This is a genomic window from Listeria monocytogenes ATCC 19117, from assembly GCF_000307025.1.
Taxonomy (GTDB): Bacteria; Bacillota; Bacilli; order Lactobacillales; family Listeriaceae; genus Listeria; species Listeria monocytogenes_B.
In genome coordinates, this window is sequence record NC_018584.1 from 490,565 (window position 1) to 512,612 (window position 22,048).

A 22,048-nucleotide genomic window follows, 5' to 3' on the forward strand; every position below is an offset into this window, starting at 1 on the left:
GTTAATAAAGAATCGTAATAACAATATAGAAAGTTGAATGAAAAATGGGTTTTATTTTAAATGTTTTAATTAATTTTATTGCTTTTGTATGTTTCTTAGTTGGTGGAAATGCAATTAAAAAAGAGGAGCAATTAATGGGAAAAGTGATTGCTAGTTTATCAATAGCTGGATTGGCGATAGTCGGAACGGGGTTAATTCTTTCTGGTGTAGAGGAACTGCATACATATATGTACATTATATTAGTAATTGAAATAGTGATACTTTTCGCAAATGTATTCATGAATTATTTAAGTAAATTCGGAAAATCGGAAGTTTTAATAGGTGTATGTGTATTAATTCTAACGATATTTAATTTATTTACTTATATAACTTATGTGGTTTTGACTTTTGTTTTTTACTGAAAAACTGTCGCTATAAAAGGAGGGAATTGGGAAACGATTATGATTGAATTTATTATCGATGTATCAATAAATTTTATTACATTTACAATTTGTTTCATTCCGCTGCTTCTCTCAGAAAAAACTAAAGGTATCTTGGAAATCGTATGTGCAAGCATACTTTTTGCGGGGATTATGATAGTTGGAACAGGTATTTTCATAAGCAGTAGTGAAACCCTGAAATCATATATTTATGTGATTTTGGTAGTGCAAATAATTATTTTGTGCATCGAACTCATATTAGTTTTATGGAGTAAACGTAAAGGAAAGTCTACAATTTTATCTATCCTATCAGCAATATTAGGTATAGTCGCTTTAGGAATATATATTTATTATGTTATAGCGAGTTTTATTTATTGAAAATTATTTTCCAAAGATAGAAAAAATTTACAGAAAAGAATAATTATTAAGGAGATAAACACGTCATTGAAAAAGAAAATGAAGACTTTAAATATCCATTAAAAGCAAGGCCGTTTCGAAATTCCAACACTATTAGAAGGTATGAAAATTCTCGATTATTGGAGTTGAATTTACATTGACTTGGTTCAAAGAAAAAAGTTTTATGTTTGCGATGATACTAATAATTTTTATTTTTATTATAATTAATTTCTTTTTTTCAAATAGCGTAACATATATTATTGTTACAGTGTTTTTAGGAATTGAAACTTTATGGATTATTTTTATTTTTAGTGAGATAGTTGACAATGGTAAAAGGACATCAAAATTTATAAAAGCATATATAATAAGTATTTTTATTATAACAATATTTGCTTCATATCTATTATATTAAGGGGGCATTATTGTGATTGTTTCTATTGCGGTTTTAATTAATTTAGTAATAATTTCAGTATTATATTTAATCAAAAAAAATGGTAAAAGCATGAAACATAAAGGCATATTTTCTTTTATACTTTGTACTTTTTCGTTTTTAATGTATGTCTATATTGCTGTATATGTAGGTATATTCTAAATCTCAATTATGGAAAAATTTAAGAAACTGGCTGGGGAAGATTATTTTCTTTAGATTATCACTCAAGGAGTAAAGTTCTTGGCATAAAAAGAATAGCAAATGGAGATAGGAGAGAGGTGTCAAAAATCATAGAAAAAACCATTTTTACGCTAACAAATCAGGAACAAATAATAATTACTAACAATGATGAAATGTCAGATGATGCATTAAAAACAACTATTATAAATAAAAGTCAACCAATGCATTTGCTTTTAGAGTTAGGCATTTTTGACAAAGAAGATTTAACTGAGAAATTTCCAAGTAGTGAAATAATCGAGATTTTATATGAAAGAACGAAGCTGTTATTAATTAAGGACATCCAATTAGATAGCGTGCATCTCGATGAAGTTCTATTTATTTTCAGACTTTTAGCCAATTCAAACTTTCTTGTGCACATTATTTCTGGATATAAAATAGACAATATTTTGCACTATTCACAAAAAGATACTATTTTTAAAAGAAATAAGGTAGTAGGAAAATTTGAGTTGCATCTTGATAAAGATGAGTTTTTGATTATGTCGGATTATGATGGAAGCTCAGTTATAATCTTAAGTAATGAACAAAAATGCTGATTTTAAGAAATTAGCCAAATCAGAAGCCAGGGTGAACCAAAAATGTCCACAATATGCTTGATAACCTGCGATTCGGGTGCAGTGTAGAACAAGATTTGATGAACAAACTAAAAATAAGCCCTTCACTATAGATTTAATAACGGGAAATATTCTCATAAATGGTAGGAGGATGTAATTTGGATAAGAGTAGTATTATGGATGTGATAAAAATGAATCTCACTGAGGCACTTACCGATGTAATTACAAGTAAAGAACTGGTTGAAAGGTCGGATAAAATACTATATGTTGATGAGAATCAGCAGTCAATAAACGATAATCTATCATTAGAAGAAAGAGAGTTACTAGAAGATATATCAGCACAATGGGATTTATATCTAGTTAATTCGTATGATATCGATACACTACAGAGTTTGGATTTTGAGAAAGTTAAGTTCCCTGAAGCATATTTAAAGGAGTGGTATAGACAAACAATCTAGCTGATTTGATATTACAACAAAGGTTAGAAGGGCATGAAAATAAGAAAAGCTACTTATTAAAAGACCTAATAGTGTATTTCGATTATGAAATTTGAGGTCTAAGGAGGGACTATGATCGATGCTGAAAATAAAAAAACAAGCACAATCTATTTACGCTTTTAAAGAAACTGGAGGAGAAGTACTTAATTTCCAAATAGAAAAAAACTGTTTGAAACTTTTTTCTGGGGAAGAAATTTTATGTGAAATAAACGATGAAATAATTTCCAATCGGTATTTCAGAATTAACAAAGTCATATTGTCGGATGAGAAGATTTGTATTTTTTGTCATGGAGAGGCTTGCGATTATTTATTCATCTTATGTATGGGAAAGAATTTTAAATATATATTGAGAGAAGGAGTGGAAGATTTTCTCGTTATAAACGATGAAGCTTATGTTATTTATTCGGAAGAAGGTATGTTTAGCGATGAGGGAAATTTATCCATAGCAAAACTTGGGCTTATTAAAATAGATATATTTACAGGAGAAATTACTGGGCTATTGGATGATACCATTTTAGAAACGCTCATTGATGTACAATCGATTAGCTGTAATAATAAAACTATACGGATACTGTGTTATGAAGATAATGGTGATGACTTCACTTTAGACTATGATTTAACATCTAAAAAAGTTCGGAATAAAGTCGTAATAAATTATACTGTGGACGGATTGGTGAGTGTGGGAGACAACTTTTACGCTTGCTATCGGAACCGTATTTATAAGGTAAATGAAAGTATGGAAATTACGGAAGAAATCATTATAGATAAAAAAGTATATGATGAAGCATATGCAATAAGTACCGGATATAGTGAAGTAGTTTTAGAAAGTGAAAATGAATTCAACATTGTCCAGCTTTCTAAATTATAGAGGAATAGCTGTTTTAACGCTACTAAGCAAAGGTTTTTAAGCAAATAAAGGGGCATCAAGAAAACACAATTTTTTAATACTAATGGATATTTGTTCGCTATATCTTTTGTTTTCTAGTACCTTGGCATAAAATTTACTCTTGGAGATGAAATATGAAAAAATTAAACTATTTTTCTATAGGTTTTGATTATGATGAAGAAAAGAATCCAATTATGTCATTTGACAGTCAAAGCCACTGTATTTCAGAAATGTATTCGGGTGCATTTAAGCCAATGATGACAAAAGAGACTTCTTGTATTGATATTAATTGTATACCAACGGGGAAAAAAGTGGATAAATCTCATCACCTCGATGCCATTTATAGAGTTTATTTTGAAAATAAGTTGTTTGATTTAAATAAGTTTAATGATGAAAATGACTCGGAAAAGAAAAAGATCATTTTAGAACTGCTTCACATAGGAGCTATAGAAGCGTGTCGTAATTTGGGCTTAGATAAGGCTAGATTTATTGAGGCATATGAAAAGGTAAAAGAATTAGACTATCAAAATAATTACTACTATAAAAAACCAAAATCCAGCCCAAATAGAAAACAAAAAGCACAAATTTATATTGAGCATGGCTTATACAAAGCTGACATATATATCGTTATTTTTAACAAGGAACAGAAAATCATAAGAAAAGAATTTATCCTCAGTGATTTACCAAATCCGTTTGTATTTTCCGCACACCTAGGAAATTTAAAATGGATAGACAATGATCGTTTAGTTCTAGCTCATAAGCAAAGAAAAGATATATTATACAAGGTTGATATGATTTAAAAAGAGCGGATTGATTAAATTAAACAGATAGATTGTTTGCTTAATCTCCAAAAACTTAAATTCTTCTAGAAAAGTAACAAAAGGAGGTACTTTATATGTTGACGATTTTAAAAACTATCATTTCGCTTGAATTTTTAGCTATAACTACCTTATGTTTTATATTTTTCGATAAATATAGAGGGAAGAAAAACAAATTAATAAGGTTTATGCCGTACTTATTTACTGTAGTAGGTGGTATTATCTTATCTACGTTTGTTTTCTTTACAGTGTGAATGAGGGGGAGCGGGCATGCTAGAATTTTTATCAAGTGTGATAGCGGTTTTTACAATAACATTGCTAATCGTCATTGCTTTTTTATATTTTAAACTATATGAAAATAAAAAGACTTTGTACACGTTATGCTCACTATATTTTTTATGTTTACTAATTTTTGTGTTTACATTAATAAAAGATTTTTTGTATATTCCATAACAATTACTCATAGAAACGAGAGAATCTTATGATAAACCTAGAATGGAAAGAACTAGACCAACTGGAGATAGAAGAAAAGGTTCAAGAGGTATTAGATTATAGCTATAATACCTGGATGTCTGATAAGAAGAATATTCGTTATTTTGTACGGGCGTTTTATATTAAATGGGATATGATAGCCTATATGTATGGAATGGAAGAAAATGAGACGGAAGATGATAAGTTAAAAAGTATGTTTGATTTTGGCATTAGCGAGCTGAGAAATATTACAGAGGTCGACTGGATAATGGGTTATTGCATGCTAATTAACCCAATCTTTTTTGAAGAAAATGATAATTATTTGGAACTTGAGGAGAAAGGGCAGGAAATGCTTCGTAATGTAGCAATAAATAACCCGGATGACGTCTTTTTGACTTCTTTTGGTATACCGGAAAAAGATTATTTGAAATGGAAAAGAGCGAACAGAGAGCAACTTATTCAGTATGGGGAAGATAATTTTAACTTTGACTCGGAGTTTTCGAGATATTTTAAACATATTATAAATTGCAGGGCGGATGAAGAGGTGGAAAAAGAAAGCTTTCTGAAGAAGATTGTGCGCAAGTGGAAGCAACGATGAGATTCCATTTGGAGGTGGGAGTATATGCTAAAAAAAACGAAAAAAATTCTCAATGAAATTAAAACTATTATCCAGCAAAAACCTTTTGATTATGAGAAGGCAGAAAATTTGATAAGTGAGTTAAATCTTGAAGAGGCCCCCACTAGAATTGGAGAACATCTTACTAGCTAGCATAAATAATAGCGATGAGAATACTCGAATATTTGCCTATGAGTATTTATATTATTTTGATAGCGAAGCAGTTTTTCAAGCAGCCCTCATAGGGACAACAGACGACGATGATTTAGTTCAAATGTGCTCCATAGAGATTTTAGGAAATTTGGTTAAAGTAGAAAGTCTCCCGTATTTAAAGAAGGCGTTGGGCGATAACAACCCTGATGTACGTTGCTTTGCTGCTGAATCAATCGGTTTTGTAGGGACTGACGAAGCGAAAGCGATACTGCAAGAACAGTTAAATAGAGAAACGGATTCTTTTGCAAAAGTAGGTATTTATTATGCGCTCTATCTTCTTGGTCGAGAAGAAATGTTGCCAAAGCTCCTTTCTCTACTAGACGATAATTATCATTTGACGGTGATTAGAAGCTTGGATGTTCTGAGAGACGTTGTTAATCAAACAAATAAAGAAAATATATTATTAAATATCGAAAAACTTTTAAAGAGAGATATCCCAATTTCAGTAAAGGAAAAAGCGGAAGTGGTTTTACAAGAAATTAAAGGAAGCTAAAACAGAATAAATATTGTTATGTTCCACTGGAAAAAAAGGTGATTTTTATAGCAAAACTAGTAAAAGCTAAAATTTTTATTCATGATATAAAGATTAAACTCGAAGAAATCAATTCTCAGTTCAGAAACAAAAAGAACTATCAACCAGCAACGCATACAAAGTAAAAAGATAACACAATCACACCGTGTTATCTTTTTTTGTATACATTTCACCAAAAATCTCGACATCCTTATGTGTTATTTTGAACATAAAGGGTAGAGGATAACATAAGTTAATTCTTTTTTGGAGAAAAATAGCTATTATTATTTAATGGGCTTTGAAAGGGGTGATTATATAGAAGAAGTGAAAAAAAGAGAGTTTTGGCGGGAAGAGTGCGGGGCTTGAGTTCGTCAATAATAGACCATTTTAAAAGGTGGAATGACACGTGTGGTATCAACATAACATGATTTGCATGGTTGAATTCCTATTAAGCTTCGATAGTGAAATACATAAAAATATTATATATAGGGAAAATGTGCTGGAACGAACGAGATGAAAGATATCACTAAGCAGCTCCGTAGACAGATTAACTACTGAATACCATAGGAACAATTCATGGGGCGCATAGTTTAATAAAGTAAGCAGACATGATTTTTCGGATGCAGGAGAAAATCCTATACAACGAAACCTGATATTGTTTCTAACTATTGAAAAAGGAGTGTATATAGTGAGAAGAAAACGATATGTATGGTTGAAAAGTATACTAGTAGCAATATTAGTATTTGGCAGTGGAGTATGGATTAACACGAGTAACGGGACAAATGCTCAGGCAGCTACAATTACACAAGATACTCCTATTAATCAGATTTTTACAGATACAGCTCTAGCGGAAAAAATGAAGACGGTCTTAGGAAAAACGAATGTAACAGACACGGTCTCGCAAACAGATCTAGACCAAGTTACGACGCTTCAGGCGGATAGATTAGGGATAAAATCTATCGATGGATTGGAATACTTGAACAATTTAACACAAATAAATTTCAGCAATAATCAACTTACGGACATAACTCCACTTAAAGATTTAACTAAGTTAGTTGATATTTTGATGAATAATAATCAAATAGCAGATATAACTCCGCTAGCTAATTTGTCGAATCTAACTGGTTTGACTTTGTTCAACAATCAGATAACGGATATAGACCCGCTTAAAAATCTAACAAATTTAAATCGGCTAGAACTATCTAGTAACACGATTAGTGATATTAGTGCGCTTTCAGGTTTAACTAGTCTACAGCAATTATCTTTTGGTAATCAAGTGACAGATTTAAAACCATTAGCTAATTTAACAACACTAGAACGACTAGATATTTCAAGTAATAAGGTGTCGGATATTAGTGTTCTGGCTAAATTAACCAATTTAGAAAGTCTTATCGCTACTAACAACCAAATAAGTGATATAACTCCACTTGGGATTTTAACAAATTTGGACGAATTATCCTTAAATGGTAACCAGTTAAAAGATATAGGCACATTGGCGAGTTTAACAAACCTTACAGATTTAGATTTAGCAAATAACCAAATTAGTAATCTAGCACCACTGTCGGGTCTAACAAAACTAACTGAGTTAAAACTGGGAGCTAACCAAATAAGTAACATCAGTCCCCTAGCAGGTCTAACCGCACTCACTAACTTAGAGCTAAATGAAAATCAGTTAGAAGATATTAGCCCAATTTCTAACCTGAAAAATCTCACATATTTAACGTTGTACTTTAATAATATAAGTGATATAAGCCCAGTTTCTAGTTTAACAAAGCTTCAAAGATTATTTTTCTATAATAACAAGGTAAGTGACGTAAGCTCACTTGCGAATTTAACCAATATTAATTGGCTTTCGGCTGGGCATAACCAAATTAGCGATCTTACACCATTGGCTAATTTAACAAGAATTACCCAATTAGGATTGAATGACCAAGAATGGACAAATCCACCAGTGAACTACAAAGTAAATGTATCCATTCCAAACACGGTGAAAAATGTGACGGGCGCTTTGATTGCACCAGCTACTATTAGCGATGGTGGTAGTTATGCAGAACCTGATATAACATGGAATTTACCTAGTTATACCAATGAAGTAAGTTATACCTTTAACCAATCTGTCACCATTGGAAAAGGAACGACAACATTTAGTGGAACTGTGACGCAGCCACTTAAGGCAATTTTTAATGCTAAGTTTCATGTGGACGGCAAAGAAACAACCAAAGAAGTGGAAGCTGGGAATTTATTGACTGAACCAGCTAAGCCTGTAAAAGAAGGTTATACATTTGTTGGGTGGTTTGATGCCCAAACCGGCGGAACTAAATGGAATTTCAGTACGGATAAAATGCCGACAAATGACATCGATTTATATGCGCAATTTAGTATTAACAGCTACACAGCAACGTTTGATAATGACGGTGTAACAACATCTCAAACAGTAGATTATCAAGGCTTGCTACAAGAACCTACGGCACCAACAAAAGAAGGTTATACTTTCAAAGGCTGGTATGACGCAAAAACTGGTGGTGACAAGTGGGATTTTGCAACTAGTAAGATGCCTGCTAAAAACATCACCTTATATGCTCAATATAGCGCCAATAGCTATACAGCAACCTTTGATGTTGATGGAAAAACAACGACTCAAGCAGTAGACTATCAAGGACTTCTAAAAGAACCAAAAACGCCAACAAAAGCCGGATATACTTTCAAAGGTTGGTATGACGAAAAAACAGATGGTAAAAAATGGGATTTTGCGACAGATAAAATGCCAGCAAATGATATTACGCTGTACGCTCAATTCACGAAAAATCCTGTGGCACCACCAACAACTGGAGGGAACACTCCGCCGACTACAAATAACGGAGGGAACACTACACCACCTTCCGCAAATATACCTGGAAGCAACACATCTAACACATCAACTGGGAATTCAGCTAGCACAACAAGTACAATGAACGCTTATGACCCTTATAATTCAAAAGAAGCTTCACTCCCTACAACTGGTGATAGCGATAATGCGCTCTACCTGTTGATAGGATTGTTAGCAGTAGGAACTGCAGTGGCTCTTACTAAAAAAGCACGTGCTAGTAAATAGAAGTAGTGTAAAGAGCTAGATGTGGTTTTCGGACTATATCTAGCTTTTTTATTTTTTAATAACTAGAATCAAGGAGAGGATAGTGTGAAAGAAAAGCACAACCCAAGAAGGAAATATTGTTTAATCTCAGGTTTAGCTATTATTTTTAGTTTATGGATAATTATTGGAAACGGGGCGAAAGTACAAGCGGAGACTATCACCGTGTCAACGCCAATCAAGCAAATTTTTCCAGATGATGCTTTTGCAGAAACAATCAAAGACAATTTAAAGAAAAAAAGTGTGACGGATCTAGTGACACAAAATGAATTAAATAGTATAGATCAAATCATTGCGAATAATAGTGATATTAAATCCGTTCAAGGAATTCAGTATTTACCCAATGTGACAAAGTTATTTTTAAACGGGAATAAACTAACAGATATAAAGCCCTTAGCAAACTTGAAAAATTTAGGATGGCTTTTTTTAGACGAAAATAAAATTAAAGACCTAAGTTCGATCAAGGACTTAAAAAAATTAAAATCACTTTCTTTGGAGCATAATGGTATAAGTGATATAAATGGACTTGTTCATTTACCGCAACTGGAAAGTTTGTATTTGGGAAATAATAAACTAACGGATATAACGATTCTTTCACGTTTAACTAAACTGGATACTTTGTCTCTTGAAGATAACGAAATTAGTGATATTGTGCCACTTTCAGGTTTAACTAAATTACAGAATCTATATTTAAGTAAGAATCATATAAGCGATTTAAGAGCGTTAGCAGGGCTTAAAAATCTGGATGTTTTAGAATTGTTTAGCCAAGAATGTTTGAATAAATCTATTAATCATCAAACGAATCTAGTTGTTCCGAACACAGTAAAAAACATTGATGGGTCGCTTGTTACTCCAGAAATAATAAGTGATGATGGCGATTATGAAAAACCGAATGTCAAATGGCATTTACCAGAATTTATAAATGAAGTAAGTTTTATTTTCTATCAACCAGTTACTGTTGGAAAAGCAAAAGCACGATTTCATGGGAGAGTAACCCAACCACTGAAAGAGGTTTACACAGTAAGTTATGATGTTGATGGAACGGTAATAAAAACAAAAGTAGAGGCAGGGACGCGAATAACTGCACCTAAACCTCCGACCAAACAAGGCTATGTTTTTAAAGGCTGGTATACTGAAAAAAATGGTGGACATGAGTGGAATTTTAGTACGGATTATATGTCCGGAAACGATTTTACTTTGTACGCGATTTTTAAAGCGGAAACGACTGAAAAAGCAGTGAATTTAACACGCTATGTTAAATATATTCGCGGGAATGCGGGGATCTACAAACTTCCAAGAGAAGATAACTCGCTTAAACAAGGAACGCTTGCCTCGCACCGCTGTAAAGCTTTAACTGTTGATAGAGAAGCGCGAAATGGCAGTGAATTATGGTACAGGTTAAAAAATATTGGCTGGACCAAAGCTGAAAATCTTTCCTTAGACCGTTACGATAAAATAGAATATGACAAAGGTGTTACTGCTTATGCAAGAGTGAAAAATGCGCCAGGGAATGCAGTTTGGACGAAACCTTACAATACAGCCGGCGCAACCCTCGTGAACAAGCTTTCCGTCTACCAAGGTAAAAATATGCGAATATTGCGCGAAGCCAAAACACCAATTACCACGTGGTATCAATTTAGCATTGATGGTAAAGTGATTGGTTGGGTCGATACGCGTGCACTTAACACATTTTATAAACAAAGCATGGAAATACCAATCCAATTAACTCGATACGTCAACGCAAATAAAGGAAATGAAGCATACTATAAAGTTCCGGTAGTAGATAGCCCAATCAAATGGGGAACTTTAGCCAAGTATAAAAATCAAACATTAATTGTCGATCGAACAGCCACCGTTGAAGGTCAGCTTTGGTATCGGATAAGAACTAGCTCCACTTTCATTGGTTGGACGAAAGCTGCTAATTTAAGGGCACAGAAATGACCTACGAAAAGCTATTTCTAAATATTGGGGAAGAAAAAAGCTACAACTTTAAATTCATGAAAAAAGAACTGATTCGCTGAAAACGGATCAGTTCTTTTTTCTTTGGACTTATTTTTACAAATACTTTTCGATAATTTCCATATTCTGCGGCCGGTCTTTGCTTTCAAGTACAGAAATATCACGAACAATACTATCTAATTTAATTTTTTCCATTTCAAATTCTATTTTTTGTTGGAGCAAATCGTATTTACTCGCAAGAACTTGTTGGATATTGGCTCCGACAATGCAGTCTGGATTGGTTTTTGGATCAACGTGAATTAAATTCGTATTGCCTTCTATACTCTTATAAACATCAAGCAGTGAAATTTCTTCTGGTGGTCTAGCAAGAATCGGATTTGCTTTGCCAGTTTGCGTAGTAATTAAATTGGACTTTTTCAAATTACTCATGATTTTTCTAATGTTAGCGGGATTTGTTTTTACGCTACCAGCAATAATTTCACTCGATAACAAATTCGTATTTTTAAAAATTTCTATATAAGCCAAAATGTGGATAGCATCACTAAATTGGATAGAGTATTTCATTTTTTTCAATCCTTTCAAATTTTCTTCTTGACTTATCTTATCATAATGTTTATTATAAAGGTGTAAATTATAAATGTACAGCTTTAATATTAAAAAAATTTGAAGGAGTGGTTTAAATGACTTATTTAGTAACAGGTGCAACAGGTGGACTTGGAGGCTACGCATTAAATTATTTGAAAGAGCTCGTTCCAATGTCCGATATTTATGCTTTAGTTCGTAGCGAAGAAAAAGGTGCAGACTTGAAAGCAGCAGGATTTAACATCCGAGTTGGTGATTATAGTGATGCAGAATCAATGAAGCAAGCATTCGTAGGAATCGACCGTGTATTATTTGTATCGGGCGCTCCTGGTAATCGCCAAGTAGAACACGAAAACGTGGTAAATGCGGCAAAAGAATCAGGTGTTTCTTACATTGCTTACACAAGTTTTGCAGGCGCAGATAAATCCACAAGCGCTTTAGCAGAAGATCATTTCTTTACCGAAAAAGTAATCGAAAAATCCGGAATCGCGCACACTTTCTTGCGTAACAACTGGTACTTCGAAAATGAAATGCCAATGATTGGTGGCGCATTAAGTGCTGGAAAATTTGTATACGCTGCTGAAAATGGAAAAGTTGGCTGGGCATTAAAACGCGAATACGCAGAAGTAGCCGCAAAAGCTGTTGCGGGCGCTGACTTCCCAGAAATCCTTGAATTATCTGGCCCACTCATGACATACGAAGAACTTACAAAAGCATTAAAAGAAGCAACTGGAAAAGATTTCGACGTTATTTCTTCAGATGATAAAGGATTTGTAGAAAATTTAGTTTCTGCCGGTTTACCACAACCTGTCGCAGAAATGTTCTTATCCTTCCAACATGACATTAAAAATAATCAATTAGATGTTACTTCTGATGATTTTGAAAAAGCATTAGGAAAACCATTAACGAATCGCGTAGATGCGCTTCGGGAATTGTTGAAATAAAAAGGGACAGCCTACCTTGATTTGAGGTAGGCTGTTTTTTTACTGCGCATTTTATTATCTTTTCAGTAGTATTTATACGACCTTTTAAACATTTGATAAGAATGAGGCTATAATTTTATATGCTCTTTATTTATTAAATGAAAGAAGGAAAACGAGTGAAGAAGTTAGTTGCTTGGTTTAACGGATTATCAAAAATGTGGAAAGTGGTAGTAATAATAGGCGCAGTTTTTGTAGTTATAATAGCCTTAACAACAGGAGAGAATGAAGGTGAACAAACGAAGACAAAAACTAACAGCGATAAAATTGTAAAAACGACGAGCAAGCCCAAGCTTTCAACCAAAGATTTAGCCTTGATTAAAGCTGATTTAGCAGAATTTGAAGGTCGGGAACTTTCTTCAGAAAAAATTTTGAAAGATACAATTAAAGAAGAAAGTTGGTCGGATTTGGATTTTGCGAATGATAATATTAACCAAATGATTGACACGATGAAACGATATCAGCAAGAAATTTTAAGTATAGATGCGGTTAAAAGAAGTTCAGAAGCCTCGGCGGATACGGAGGCATTTAAAAAGGTTTTCAAAGAATGGAGTGATTTCAAAATAGAGCGGATACAAGTAACTATCGATTTACTAAATGGTAAAAAAGATAGTGAAGCTGCATTTAAAAAATCATATCCAAATCAAATTATCTTTAAAAAAGTGCGCACGAATAAATTACAAACAGCCTTAAATAACTTGAAAGTAGGCTACGAATTATTGGATAGTCAGAAATAAGAAAAAGCCATCCTGCTGAGGATAGCTTTTTCTTATTTAGAAGGAAATTCTGAAATCATCTGCTCCAAAAAGTCTTTCTGCCAAGCATGATCTTGCGTAGTACCATGCAAATTAGTACTCAGTGTCAGCTCGCCGCGGAAAGTTGTAGCAGCGACTTGGAAAAACGGCGCATACTTTAAAGAACCACAAATAAAACAATCTGTTAAAGTGCTACCTTCAAAAACGAGTTTTTCCTCATCGATAATACCTATATTCGTAAAACTTGTTTTCGGAATAGAATACATTTTTTCAGAAGCTTTTTTTGCAACAGAGTAGTTCTTTTTCTTGAAAATCAGTTCCAATAAATAATAAATTCGTAGAGGTGCAAAGCTGTTTTTTTGTGGATTGAGTGAATTTTTGACGGCTTGGAGTGTACTTTCAAATGACGTTAGGTCATCGTCTGCGCTGATTTGGCATGTAATATTGGCGGTGAGATTGGTAATTCCGCTACTGGTTTTACTCGGCAAATACTTACGGAGATCCACCGGGCAATCAATTGACATTTCTTGTTGCCCTGTTGTTTGCTGAACAGTGCGCGCCATTGCGGCGAACAGAACATCATTCACAGTTGCCTCGTGCTCTTTTGCAAAGTGGATGATTTCCGAAAAATCCTCTTTTGGTAGCTTAGTCCAAATAACTTTCGGATTTTTCGGGTCACCTTTAAGAGGGAAAGTTGGGTTATGGACAGCTTTTTGCTTCGTTTTTTCCGTAAAAATGGACTTTATATCTTTACGCGAAAGTTGATCAAAAATTTGCTTTAAACTCCGGGAACCTAAGCTCAAATTCGCCGCATAATCCGGATTTTCAAGCAGATTAGAATAAAGCTCACTCAATAAATAAAGATATTCCTTAAATCCAGCGCCATCTGCTAACATATGATTCATAATAACCACAAGCTGATCAGAAGTATCAGCCCGAACAACAGTAAAGCAAATTTGCGGCCCATTTTCTGTGGAAAGCTTCGTTACAAGTGCTCGGTCCACTTCGGTTTCTGGCGCTTGCGTTTCCACTAAGAAAACCAAATCCTCCGCAGAAAAAACACTTTCTTGCCAAAAAGCACCTTTTTTCGTTTCTTTAAAATGACAAAGTAATAGCGGAAGTTTTTTAGTAGACTGCATCACTGCTTTTTTTAGAACGTCTATATTTAAATGATTATCAAACGTAAGTACCGTATGCAAATGGTGGTCATTTTTCATTTTTTCTCCAGAAATATAATGTTTAACATCAGAAGGTTCAGCGGGATAACTCGTGATTTTTACCATGGAAATTCCTTCTTTCTTCGGTTTAAATAGTTGTTAATAGTTTCCCTGAAAGCAGTGCTGCGAAACAAGTTGCGGATCAAAGTGAGTTTAAGTTATACTGAGCGTATGCAAGCTACTATTTCTAGGAGGCACCGAACATGACAAACAGAACATTAACAACCAAGTTACTAGGAACACTAAGCTATACGCAAGAAAATGGAACGATGATGGACGCCGTAATTCCTTTGGATGGCAAAGAAGTAAAGGTTGATTATAGTATTTTTGAAAAGCTTACTTCAGAAGATTATTTTAAAGATATCGTTACTTTAACGGATCAAATTCCGGAACTACACCTAGAAGCGAAAAAAACTATTTTAGAGCAATTTGATGGAAATGATACGCTTACTATTTATTTTGATTTTCATACAGATGAATTGCCCGAAGCGGTTTTAGAAGTTACCGAATGTGATGCGCTAGAAAATATAACAAAGGAAATCTTAATCGATAAACTAGTTTTGTCAGGCGTTTGGTTTTCGGAAAATGCCAATAATGAGTTGGATTTAACATTCGATTTCAAACTATTACCAGAAGTTAGCGATGAACTTTTAGTTGTTCGTTTTAATACAAAAGGAGAAATTACTGAATTAACCCATGAAAGTTAACAAAAAAGAGCCATTCTGTTCGCGAACAGAATGGCTCTTTTTTATTTATACATACTTTCAATAACTGGTTTTAGCTTATCAATTACAAGTCCGCTACCACCGCGACCTTTGACGTTTTCAATCATTCCTACCATGAGGTAATTGGGATTGTCGGCATCGAAGGCGTAAACAAAACCATTTTCAAGGCCATCTTCGCCTTGTTTTTCTTTTAGTTCGGCTGTACCGGTTTTGGCTGCGATACTATGACCTTGGATTTGTAGGGCGTGTGCTGTACCAGCTGGATCAGAAACAGTTTTGACTAAAGCTGCTTTGACTTGGTTGGCAGATGCGGCTTCGGTTGCTTGTGTTTCCTTGCCAGCTTTTTCTTTTGTATCTAGTTTTGGATAAGGCATTTTTCCGTCGCTTGCAATGGCCGAGTATGCAATCGCTTGTTGAATTGGCGACATCAGTAATTCACCTTGTCCGTAAGATGTGTCAGCTAGTAATATTTCCGAGTTCAGCCCATCATTCGAAATTTGTGCTGGTTTCATTGTGAAAGGTAAGTTATATTCCTTATCAAAATCGAATTTTTTCAAGCCAGCAGTTAGTTTATCTTTGCCGATTTCTAGACCTTCTTGAGCGAAGTAAATGTTATCAGAGTGCACAAGCGCATCCGTCATATTTACTTTTGGAACATCATGGACACGAGTGACAAAATACTTGCCCCATGAAGCATCTTTTTGCCACTGTAAGCCAGAAATTTCACGGACTTTATCAGGTTTTGTAATACCAGTGTCCAGCCCAATTGTGGCTGTAATTGTTTTAAAGGTAGAGCCTGGTGCGTAACGATTTGCGTATCTTGCTAGGAAAGGTAGGCGTTTGTCGTCATTATATTTTGCGTAATCTTCGGAAGTGATCCCGAGCACCATTTGGTTGGCATCATAAGAAGGGGTGCTCACTAACGCTAATAGTTCGCCATTTGTCGGATTAATCATGGTCACAGCACCAGTTTCGGAACCGAGGCTATCAAAAGCTTTCTTCTGAACGGCTGCATCAATCGTTAGTTTAATTTCTTCGCCATCTTTTTTATCGATTTTTTGTAAAGTATCTTCTTGCTTGGTTTGGTCATTGATGATTTTAATTGCGCCACCATTTTTACCGCGCAGTTGTTTGTCATAGTAACGTTCTAAGCCACTTTTCCCAATGACATCGCCAACGCTGAGTTTTGGATTTTTTTCAATATCTTCGGCGCTAACTTCACCGACATAGCCAATCAAATGCGAGGTTGCTTCATTTAATGGGTACGTCCGCATTTCTTTTTGAGCATACGTAAGTCCAGTAGCCTCAGGTAGATTATCTTTATTCAATGTAACTAAAGGAACGAAGCTATCTGCTTGGACCCATTTTTGATCGAGCTGTTTGTTGATGTAATCAGTGGAGACTTCTAGTTTTTTGCTAATATCCGCAATGTTTTTCACTTTCTCGTCGCCTTCACCAAGCTTCGAAGGCACTACACCAGCTTCGGCAAATTGACCAGTAGTCGCGAGTGGATTACCATTTCTGTCCACTATTTGACCACGCTCTGCTTCGTCTTCCGTGATGCGCACCTTATCTGTTTTCACCATTCCGGGGAAAATGAGAGCTGGTTTCCAGTCGATTTTCCAGTCATCATCTTGCTTGGAAATAGTCGTTTTGTATTTTTGTGTAGCGAGTTTCCCGAGGCTAGTCCGCATTTCTAGTTCGTATGTTAAGTTGAATTTGTTTTCTTTGTCATCATAGACAGATTTTAGATTTTTTACTTTAATATCTTTTGCGCCAATCCCGTCGTAAACAGCTTGATACTTATCTTCCATTTCTTTCTTTGTAAATTCGACTTTTTTCAAGGATTCACTTGAGACGCTACTTCCCAACTTGTCGTACTTTTCTTTAGCGATATTTGATGTAAAAGTTTCTGCGGCTGCTAAAGCATTTTTTTCATCTTTGTGTTGATTTTGAATGAAAAAGTAAATGGCAATGCCTGCGAGGACGGCAACAGCGGCAATGCTTCCAATGATAATTGCTTTTTTGTTATTCCTCTTTTTCCCACCATAACTAGCCATAATACACCCCTTAATTTCATGTTATATTCAATTAATTATACCAAACACTTCTAAAAAAGTTGAAAAAATTAAAGAAAACTTTAGATTTGCCCGACATATTTTTTTCTAATTCATGTCATAATTTGTTCTTATTTGCTTGGTAAAGTAGTGGTAACGAAAGGATGATGTTGGATGGAAGAGATGGAACAACCAGAAAAGAAGGTCATTATTCGTGGGAAAGGCATCCACAATAAATGGAAGTGGAGCACGATTATTGTCAGTATTCTTTCTGTCATAATTATTAGTGTTTTAAGTTATCAGCTGTATTCAGTTAGTCAAAATACCCCGGAAAATAATACTAATGGAACCATGCAAGGTCCTGGTGGAGGGGAGATGCCGAGTGGAACGCCGCCGTCCGGTGAACCTGGCCAAGCGCCAAATAGTTCAGATGATAGTTCTGACTCTGGAACAAGTGATAGTACTACAAGCAGCGACGGAACCCTTTAATATTTGCGAGCCCTCTAGAAATCATCATTGTAGGGGGCTTTTTCCAATCTTTAAAAAATCTTATGGAATTATCGCTCCTATTTTTTGTCATTTTATTGTAATATGGAAGTAAGTTACAATAAAAGAGGTGTGAAATATGGCAAGACATGCACAAAAAAGAAAAGCGCGCAAAGGTAGAATTTTTGTTACGATTCTTGTAGCCCTATTAATTTTAGTTGGTGTAGTTGCAGTTATAGGTTATTTCCAATATCAATCTAGCTTAAAAGAAGCGCAAAATGAAAGTAAATTAAAAGACTACAAATTCAATGGTGCCAAAGCAGTTGGCGATGAAATCAATGTACTACTTATCGGTAGTGACTCTCGCGGTGAAGACCAAGGCCGTTCAGACAGCTTGATGATTGCTCATTATAATACGAAAACAAATACGCCAAAACTGGTATCGATCATGCGTGATACATACGTAGATATTCCAGGACACGGCAAAAACAAAATCAATGCAGCATATTCATACGGCGGACCAGAACTTGTACGCCAAACGATTAAAGAAAATTTTGGAGTAGACGTACAATATTATGTAGTAGCCAATTTTGAAGGTTTCCCTAAGATTGTTGATACACTTGCACCAGAAGGAATCAAAATCAACGCAGAGAAAGATATGTCGAAAAATATTGACGCAAACATTAAAAAGGGCGAACAAGTAATGGATGGTAAAACATTGTTACAATATGCTCGCTTCCGTAAAGATGCAGAAGGAGACTTCGGTCGAATTCGTCGTCAACAACAAGTATTAGAAGCTTTGAAAGAACAGGCGATTGATGTTGGTGACGTGGCAAAAATCCCAGATGTTATCGGAAAACTACAAGGTTATTCTTCCACTAATATCCCAACAGGAACATTAATGTCCATTGGCGCAGATTTCCTACTAGGAAAAACAGAAACAATGGAAAAATTCGCGATTCCTGTTGAAGGGAAATGGCACAATGAGCGAATTGATGGAGCGGGAGCAGTGCTTCGTTTAGATGATATGGCTGCTAACGCAAAAGCTTTACAAGATTTTTTGAAATAACAAAAAAACACGGAAGTCCTCATTAATAGGATTTCCGTGTTTTTATATTAGAATTTGTCGTTATTCCACCATTTTGCAAAAGTGTTTGGGCATACTTTTTTGATAGAATCTTCGTCGTCTTCATCCCACTCAAAATCTATTGGAGGCATAGATACTTCTTCAAACTCAATTCTACTCTCTGCTTCATTTTCAGCATCGTCAAAGTCTTTCCCTAGTTTGTTCTCGAAAATATCCATCACTAAGTAAGCTATCTCTTCATTTTCAGGATATTCATCCTCTGTTAATAAATCAAATTCACCGCAAAGCGTATCGGCATTTTCCACAGCAGATGTGAATACAGCCTTACCTCTTGTTATTAACCAATAACGGAAATAGTCAAATCCATCATCACTACAGCCACCTAATACTACGTAAGCAACAGCCCAGAGCGATTGGTTATAAGATTTTTTATGAAAGTAGTTCCACCAATAATCATAACCAAAAAGTTCATCCTCACTCAACTTTTCTAGTAGTTCTTCTAATTTGCTGCCTTTGTCAGAGTTATCAATAATTCCCCAAAACTGATCTTGGGTTAATAAAGATGATACTTTTTTCATTTGATTTTCCTCCAGTTAAAAGATTCATATAGTATGTGTTTAGTGTAACAAAATTAAAAATCATGGTAAAGCGGTATTAAAGTATATGTGTGAGAAACACAAAATATAGCTGATTTTAGACAGGAAATTGTCACAAAAGCGTTATGAAGAAGTGGCAAGCTGGTTTTAAATTTCTTTTTTCGCTTCACATAGATTATAATGAATACATATTTTAAAAAGGGGTGAGACGCTTCATGAAGGACAAAACAAAGAAAAGAAAATGGAACTGGGCACAGATTTTGGCTATTTTTGTATTAGTAACGCTCGTAGTTTCGATGGTTTATGCAACAGTTAACTTAATTACAGCACCATCTGGCAATGTACCAGAAGGACAACAAACAAAGGGCGACTACTCACTTATGCTTATGCAGTGTGTACTTGGCGTGGTAGTTCTATTCTTACCATCCATCATTAGTAAAAAAATGAAATTCGTCATTCCGAATGCGATGTATATTGTTTTTATCGTTTTCTTATATTGCGCCATTTATCTTGGCGAAGTACGTAGTTTCTATTATTTAATTCCTAACTGGGATACGATTTTACATACGTTTAGTGGAGCAATGCTTGGGGGACTTGGTTTTTCTATTGTGAGCTTACTGAATAATGATGAACGGATTACTCTTTCGATGAGTCCGGTTTTCGTTGCATTATTTGCTTGTAGCTTTGCTGTTTTCTTGGGTGTTTTCTGGGAGTTCTATGAATTTGCAGCCGATAGCTTTGGAATGAACATGCAAAAAACAATGCTAGAAGATGGCACGATGCTTCAAGGTCATGCAGCAGTTGCTGATACAATGGGCGATCTGTTCGTCGATTTCCTCGGGGCTTTCGTGATATCCATCATCGGCTACTTCTCCATTCGCAAAAATAAAAAATGGATGAAGAACTTCGAATTTAAAAAAGTAGATGAAGAAGTAAAATAAAAAACTGCCAACAAAGTGAGAAATCATTTTGTTGGCAGTTTTTTTATATTATTTTACTTTCTCTATCAATAAACATCATCATAAAGGCGATAAACTGTAAAAATGCACAAACGAGAATAGCATATTGTGCGAATAACTGAATAAAGAAATTCCCTACAACCGCACCAATGATAAAACTAAGAATAACGGTAAAATATAGCAAGCTGTTACGCAAATATTGTTTTTCCTTGTACTCGAAATAATCACATAAGTTTTGGGTAGCGCTCCGCAAATTCCCTATGCACATCGTCGTCGCAACCCCTCTACCATGCATTTTTCGGAAGCTTTCTACCTGAATACCACATACAAAAGATATGAGCGAATTGGCAATCAGATTATGATCAAGTGGAATAAATGCGACCCCAATCAAAATTACCGCTTCGATCAAGACAGAAAGCTGGCGCCAGTGAAGACGCCTAATATCACGCCGATGAATCACTTCAGATATCGCAATTCCGACCGTAAAAGAGACAACCGGCCAAAAATACTGAATTGCGATAGCCCAGTTCCCCTCCGAAATATTAATTCCAAATAAAAGTATGTTCCCAGTCTGCGCATTAGCGAATACCTGACCTCTTTCAATGTAAGAGTAAGCATCCATAAATCCGCCAGCCAGAGCAAGTAAAAGCCCCAAACCGATTGATTCTGAAATTTGTCTAGATCTTGCCATGATTTTTCATCCTTTTTTTCTTATTTATTAACCATTTGTTCACGAAGAGCATCAACTAGCTCATTAACTTGCTCAATATTTTGCAGCATTTTTTTCTCAAAATGGTGAATTGGAAGAAATACGCCAAGTTCATCTGCATTTTCTGATGTTTCTTGTCCGTAGAAAATTCGGCTGGATGGAATGATTTCCTGTATATGCAAGAAAGTTTTCCAAATAAACGCATAGACTTCCGATTCAGTCATTCCTAACTTTAAAGTATCAGGAAGAGAATACAGTACCAAAATCCCTCTTTTTTTATTAATTCGTTTAGTAGAAATCGAAAAATCTGGCTCGTAGGAATGAATGATATCATCATCATCTACTAAGAAAATCGTTGTTTCAGAATGATGCAAATCCGATTGATAAATCTCTTGAAATTTCTCCTGTTCGCGGTTAGAAATATCGTCCTTCTTGGCTATAAAATTACCTTCTTTATCTGTTAAAAAGAACGGGTTATCCACTGTTAATTTTTTAGGAATAAGGAAAGCTTGTCTGAGAAGTTCGAATAATGTTCTCCCGCAAACACCTAACAACAAGGCACTTACATCACTTTGCCTATAAGCCGACAAAATAATTTTAGCAAAAAGAGTATCATCTTTTTCAAAACCACGCGTCTCTTGGTAGCTCTCTAAATTATCTAGAAATACATCTTTAAAACGTCTGCAAGCTGTTGGATTAGCCAATATCTGTTCGAAAAGGGGAGCGACATTTTGTTCTTTTGGGAAAATAGTTGTCATTTT

Annotated in this window: 20 protein-coding genes and 1 pseudogene; 15 read left to right on the plus strand and 6 right to left on the minus strand. The window is 34.8% G+C overall.

The annotated features are described in order from the left end of the window. Positions 1 to 44 precede the first annotated feature (44 nt). The 9 genes and pseudogenes from LMOATCC19117_RS02385 to inlB all read left to right on the plus strand — a co-directional run bounded on the left by LMOATCC19117_RS02385 (position 45) and on the right by inlB (position 11,116). On the plus strand, positions 45 to 401 hold the full coding sequence (locus tag LMOATCC19117_RS02385) for a hypothetical protein (protein WP_003741488.1): 357 nt from the start codon (positions 45 to 47) through the stop codon (positions 399 to 401). A 1,122-nt stretch (positions 402 to 1,523) separates the two neighbouring features. Next, on the plus strand, positions 1,524 to 2,018 hold the full coding sequence (locus LMOATCC19117_RS02400; protein WP_003734620.1) for a hypothetical protein: 495 nt from the start codon (positions 1,524 to 1,526) through the stop codon (positions 2,016 to 2,018). A gap of 176 nt (positions 2,019 to 2,194) precedes the next feature. Continuing rightward, the gene (locus LMOATCC19117_RS02405; protein WP_003741497.1) at positions 2,195 to 2,494 is read left to right on the plus strand and encodes a hypothetical protein; all 300 of its coding nucleotides are present in this window, start codon (positions 2,195 to 2,197) and stop codon (positions 2,492 to 2,494) included. 118 nt (positions 2,495 to 2,612) lie between these two features. Then, positions 2,613 to 3,401 (plus strand): hypothetical protein, encoded by a 789-nt coding sequence (locus LMOATCC19117_RS02410; protein WP_003734622.1) that lies wholly within the window; start codon positions 2,613 to 2,615, stop codon positions 3,399 to 3,401. Positions 3,402 to 3,553: 152 nt separating this feature from the next. Continuing rightward, positions 3,554 to 4,219: a hypothetical protein gene (locus tag LMOATCC19117_RS02415; RefSeq protein ID WP_003734623.1), complete on the plus strand. Its 666-nt coding sequence runs from the start codon at positions 3,554 to 3,556 to the stop codon at positions 4,217 to 4,219. A gap of 499 nt (positions 4,220 to 4,718) precedes the next feature. Continuing rightward, a complete protein-coding gene (locus LMOATCC19117_RS02420) occupies positions 4,719 to 5,306 on the plus strand; it encodes a hypothetical protein (RefSeq protein WP_003734625.1) in 588 nt (195 codons plus the stop codon). A gap of 24 nt (positions 5,307 to 5,330) precedes the next feature. Then, positions 5,331 to 6,030 (plus strand): annotated as a pseudogene (locus LMOATCC19117_RS02425) (HEAT repeat domain-containing protein). Between the two features lie 706 nt (positions 6,031 to 6,736). Next, positions 6,737 to 9,139, plus strand: coding sequence for a class 1 internalin InlA (gene inlA, locus LMOATCC19117_RS02430; protein ID WP_003734628.1), 2,403 nt, complete (start codon positions 6,737 to 6,739; stop codon positions 9,137 to 9,139). Positions 9,140 to 9,223: 84 nt separating this feature from the next. Continuing rightward, on the plus strand, positions 9,224 to 11,116 hold the full coding sequence (gene inlB / locus LMOATCC19117_RS02435; RefSeq protein ID WP_003734629.1) for a GW domain-containing class 2 internalin InlB: 1,893 nt from the start codon (positions 9,224 to 9,226) through the stop codon (positions 11,114 to 11,116). 114 nt (positions 11,117 to 11,230) lie between these two features. On the opposite strand, the gene LMOATCC19117_RS02440 is transcribed toward inlB, so the two are convergent. Continuing rightward, positions 11,231 to 11,716: an Rrf2 family transcriptional regulator gene (locus tag LMOATCC19117_RS02440; RefSeq protein WP_003740423.1), complete on the minus strand. Its 486-nt coding sequence runs from the start codon at positions 11,714 to 11,716 to the stop codon at positions 11,231 to 11,233. A 98-nt stretch (positions 11,717 to 11,814) separates the two neighbouring features. On the opposite strand from LMOATCC19117_RS02440, the gene LMOATCC19117_RS02445 reads away from it, so the two are divergent. Both LMOATCC19117_RS02445 and lntA read left to right on the plus strand, forming a co-directional pair. After that, positions 11,815 to 12,660 carry an SDR family oxidoreductase gene (locus tag LMOATCC19117_RS02445; RefSeq protein ID WP_003731772.1) on the plus strand — a complete coding sequence of 282 codons (846 nt, stop codon included), beginning with the start codon at positions 11,815 to 11,817 and terminating at the stop codon, positions 12,658 to 12,660. A gap of 155 nt (positions 12,661 to 12,815) precedes the next feature. After that, positions 12,816 to 13,433, plus strand: coding sequence for a nuclear targeted protein LntA (gene lntA, locus LMOATCC19117_RS02450; RefSeq protein ID WP_003741511.1), 618 nt, complete (start codon positions 12,816 to 12,818; stop codon positions 13,431 to 13,433). 32 nt (positions 13,434 to 13,465) lie between these two features. Here the strand turns inward: lntA and LMOATCC19117_RS02455 are convergent, their stop codons facing one another. Beyond that, entirely contained in the window at positions 13,466 to 14,734 is a 1,269-nt protein-coding gene (locus tag LMOATCC19117_RS02455; RefSeq protein ID WP_003725175.1) for a condensation domain-containing protein, read from the minus strand. A 137-nt stretch (positions 14,735 to 14,871) separates the two neighbouring features. Here LMOATCC19117_RS02455 and LMOATCC19117_RS02460 point away from each other — a divergent pair, with 137 nt between their 5' ends. Next, positions 14,872 to 15,375 (plus strand): DUF2004 domain-containing protein, encoded by a 504-nt coding sequence (locus LMOATCC19117_RS02460; RefSeq protein WP_003728099.1) that lies wholly within the window; start codon positions 14,872 to 14,874, stop codon positions 15,373 to 15,375. 41 nt (positions 15,376 to 15,416) lie between these two features. On the opposite strand, the gene LMOATCC19117_RS02465 is transcribed toward LMOATCC19117_RS02460, so the two are convergent. Next, positions 15,417 to 17,453 (minus strand): penicillin-binding transpeptidase domain-containing protein, encoded by a 2,037-nt coding sequence (locus LMOATCC19117_RS02465; protein WP_003734630.1) that lies wholly within the window; start codon positions 17,451 to 17,453, stop codon positions 15,417 to 15,419. 171 nt (positions 17,454 to 17,624) lie between these two features. Here LMOATCC19117_RS02465 and LMOATCC19117_RS02470 point away from each other — a divergent pair, with 171 nt between their 5' ends. Together LMOATCC19117_RS02470 and LMOATCC19117_RS02475 are read left to right on the plus strand one after the other, a co-directional pair. Continuing rightward, entirely contained in the window at positions 17,625 to 17,939 is a 315-nt protein-coding gene (locus LMOATCC19117_RS02470; RefSeq protein WP_003725179.1) for a hypothetical protein, read from the plus strand. Between the two features lie 136 nt (positions 17,940 to 18,075). After that, positions 18,076 to 19,005, plus strand: a complete 930-nt coding sequence (locus tag LMOATCC19117_RS02475; protein ID WP_003725180.1) for an LCP family protein — start codon at positions 18,076 to 18,078, stop codon at positions 19,003 to 19,005. Positions 19,006 to 19,052: 47 nt separating this feature from the next. Here the strand turns inward: LMOATCC19117_RS02475 and LMOATCC19117_RS02480 are convergent, their stop codons facing one another. After that, positions 19,053 to 19,601, minus strand: a complete 549-nt coding sequence (locus tag LMOATCC19117_RS02480; protein ID WP_003734631.1) for a DUF4240 domain-containing protein — start codon at positions 19,599 to 19,601, stop codon at positions 19,053 to 19,055. 233 nt (positions 19,602 to 19,834) lie between these two features. On the opposite strand from LMOATCC19117_RS02480, the gene LMOATCC19117_RS02485 reads away from it, so the two are divergent. Further along, complete coding sequence (locus LMOATCC19117_RS02485; RefSeq protein WP_003721237.1) at positions 19,835 to 20,560, plus strand: membrane protein; 726 nt, start codon at positions 19,835 to 19,837, stop codon at positions 20,558 to 20,560. A 43-nt stretch (positions 20,561 to 20,603) separates the two neighbouring features. Here LMOATCC19117_RS02485 and LMOATCC19117_RS02490 read toward each other — a convergent pair whose 3' ends face one another. Together LMOATCC19117_RS02490 and LMOATCC19117_RS02495 are read right to left on the minus strand one after the other, a co-directional pair. Then, positions 20,604 to 21,269 carry a YoaK family protein gene (locus LMOATCC19117_RS02490; RefSeq protein WP_003725184.1) on the minus strand — a complete coding sequence of 222 codons (666 nt, stop codon included), beginning with the start codon at positions 21,267 to 21,269 and terminating at the stop codon, positions 20,604 to 20,606. Positions 21,270 to 21,289: 20 nt separating this feature from the next. After that, positions 21,290 to 22,045 carry a DUF4866 family protein gene (locus tag LMOATCC19117_RS02495; RefSeq protein ID WP_003734632.1) on the minus strand — a complete coding sequence of 252 codons (756 nt, stop codon included), beginning with the start codon at positions 22,043 to 22,045 and terminating at the stop codon, positions 21,290 to 21,292. Between the last annotated feature and the right edge of the window lie 3 nt (positions 22,046 to 22,048).